Origin of the sequence: Streptomyces sp., assembly GCF_031178505.1 — a bacterium.
Classification (GTDB): Bacteria; Actinomycetota; Actinomycetes; order Streptomycetales; family Streptomycetaceae; genus Streptomyces; species Streptomyces gulbargensis.
Window position 1 is genome coordinate 1 of record NZ_JAPSIW010001023.1, and the last position, 1,761, is coordinate 1,761.

The 1,761-nt window shown below is 69.7% G+C and carries 4 protein-coding genes; 2 read left to right on the plus strand and 2 right to left on the minus strand.

The window, feature by feature from the left end; genetic code table 11:
* Window positions 1-64: 64 nt before the first annotated feature.
* Window positions 65-388, minus strand: a complete 324-nt coding sequence (locus tag RIF68_RS35820; protein ID WP_309055808.1) for a hypothetical protein — start codon at window positions 386-388, stop codon at window positions 65-67.
* A gap of 46 nt (window positions 389-434) precedes the next feature.
* Here RIF68_RS35820 and RIF68_RS35825 point away from each other — a divergent pair, with 46 nt between their 5' ends.
* Window positions 435-557: a hypothetical protein gene (locus RIF68_RS35825; RefSeq protein WP_309055810.1), complete on the plus strand. Its 123-nt coding sequence runs from the start codon at window positions 435-437 to the stop codon at window positions 555-557.
* A 159-nt stretch (window positions 558-716) separates the two neighbouring features.
* On the opposite strand, the gene RIF68_RS35830 is transcribed toward RIF68_RS35825, so the two are convergent.
* The gene (locus RIF68_RS35830; RefSeq protein ID WP_309055812.1) at window positions 717-1,151 is read right to left on the minus strand and encodes an Lrp/AsnC family transcriptional regulator; all 435 of its coding nucleotides are present in this window, start codon (window positions 1,149-1,151) and stop codon (window positions 717-719) included.
* Between the two features lie 98 nt (window positions 1,152-1,249).
* Here RIF68_RS35830 and RIF68_RS35835 point away from each other — a divergent pair.
* The coding region (locus RIF68_RS35835; protein WP_309055813.1) for an SMP-30/gluconolactonase/LRE family protein at window positions 1,250-1,761 on the plus strand (512 nt) is incomplete at its 3' end.

Genomic DNA, 1,761 nt, shown 5'->3' on the forward strand with positions numbered 1-1,761 from the left:
ACAGGTCGGTGCTCATCACCTCGTGATAGGTCGGCACGTTTCCCCCTGGAACCGGTCCCGCCGGTCAGATGCCGTCGATCCGCGACCGCCGGGCCAGGCGCGCGGTGGTGTCGAGTTCGTTGCTCCGGAAGCTGATGCCGGTCGCGCTCAGAGCCTGCTTCTCCGAGGCCAGGCGGCCGAGCAACATCCTGACCTGCTTCTCCCAGGTCTCCTGCGCCCTCTTCAGGGCGCTGGACGTTTCCCAGCCGTGGCCGTCCTTCGGTCCGAACTCCTTGACCGCCGCGTTCGTGCTCTCGGCAGCGTGTCTGCCGTCCCGGGTGACCCCCGGCTCCATGTCCTCACCGATCGCCTTCGCCGCCGCCTTCTTGGCCGCCGGGCTGGAGGCCATGTCCGGCCTCCCGACGCCTCCATTGGACCACCGGCGGGGGAGATTCATGGCTTGGGACGAATGGGAGCGGATCAAGGCGGACGCGACCGCCCAGCAGTCCGCGTCGACGCGGCTGAACCAGGTTGTCCCCGGAGCAGGAAACGAAGAGGGCGAACAGGCCGACCTGTAGCGGCAGTCCGGGAAGGGTGGCGAACAGCGGGGCCTTCCACCAGGTCGGGTCGGCGTCCTCGGTGAGGGTGAGGGTGGGCAGTGCGGTCATGAGGTCAGTCGACCAGGGGGCGGGGCGGTCCGGTATCCGGGGGCGTACTCAGGAAGCGGGCGGCCGTACTCAGGGGGTGACCGGGCGTTCGAAGAAGGTCTCCAGGACCACCGTGGCGCGGGTGCCGCTCACGCCGTCGATGGCGTAGACGCGGCGCAGCACGTCCTGGAGCTGCTCCGTCGTCCCCGTGCGGACCTTCAGGAGGACGGAGGCGCTGCCGGCGATGACGTGGGCCTCCAGGACTTCGGGGAGGGCGGCGAAGCGCTCGCCCGAGTCGCCCATCCAGGCCGTCGAGTCCACCATGACGAAGGCGAGCACACCGCGTCCGAGCGCCGCCGGGTCGACATCGGCGGAGGTGCGGCGGATGACGCCGCGTTCGCGCAGCTTGCGGACCCGTTCGTGGGTGGCGCCCGCCGAGAGGCCGACGGCCCGGCCGAGCGCCGCGTACGGCGTGGAGGCGTCCTGCTGGAGGAGGGCCAGCAGGTGCCGATCGGTGTCGTCCATCGGATCTCCTTCGGTACTTTCCTTGATCTGTCGTACTCCATTCTGTCTATGCTGTGATCATCGGAGCAATCTTCGGTACCACAAGAGGGAGTGACGGCATGTCAGGCGAGCGGCCGCAGGTGTACGAGATCCTCGACGACCGGTTCCGTACGGGCCGGTGCCACGCGGGGGACTCCCGCCTGGAGGTGCTGTACGAGGGCTGCCGCTGGGCCGAGGGCCCGGTGTACGTGCCCGCCGGGCGGTACCTGCTGTGGAGCGACATCCCCAACGACCGGCTGCTCCGCTGGGACGAGACCACGGGCACGGTCGGTGTCTTCCGTTCCCCCGCCGGCCACCCCAACGGCAACACCCTCGACCGCGAGGGCCGGCTCGTCACCTCCGAGCAGGGCAACCGCCGGGTCACCCGCACCGAGCACGACGGCTCGATCACCGTGATCGCGGACCGCTTCCAGGGCAAGCGGTTCAACAGCCCCAACGACGCGGTGGTGAGGTCGGACGGCTCGATCTGGTTCTCCGACCCCGATTTCGGGATCACCTCCGACTACGAGGGCCACCGCGCCGAGAGTGAGATCGGCGCCTGCAACGTCTACCGCGTGGACCCCGCGAGCGG

Bases quoted from the DNA above. Each gene is read 5' to 3' on its own strand.
- RIF68_RS35820 (WP_309055808.1), bottom strand. From the start codon at position 388: ATGGCCTCCAGCCCGGCGGCCAAGAAGGCGGCGGCGAAGGCGATCGGT.
- RIF68_RS35825 (WP_309055810.1), top strand. From the start codon at position 435: ATGGCTTGGGACGAATGGGAGCGGATCAAGGCGGACGCGACCGCCCAG.
- RIF68_RS35830 (WP_309055812.1), bottom strand. From the start codon at position 1,151: ATGGACGACACCGATCGGCACCTGCTGGCCCTCCTCCAGCAGGACGCC.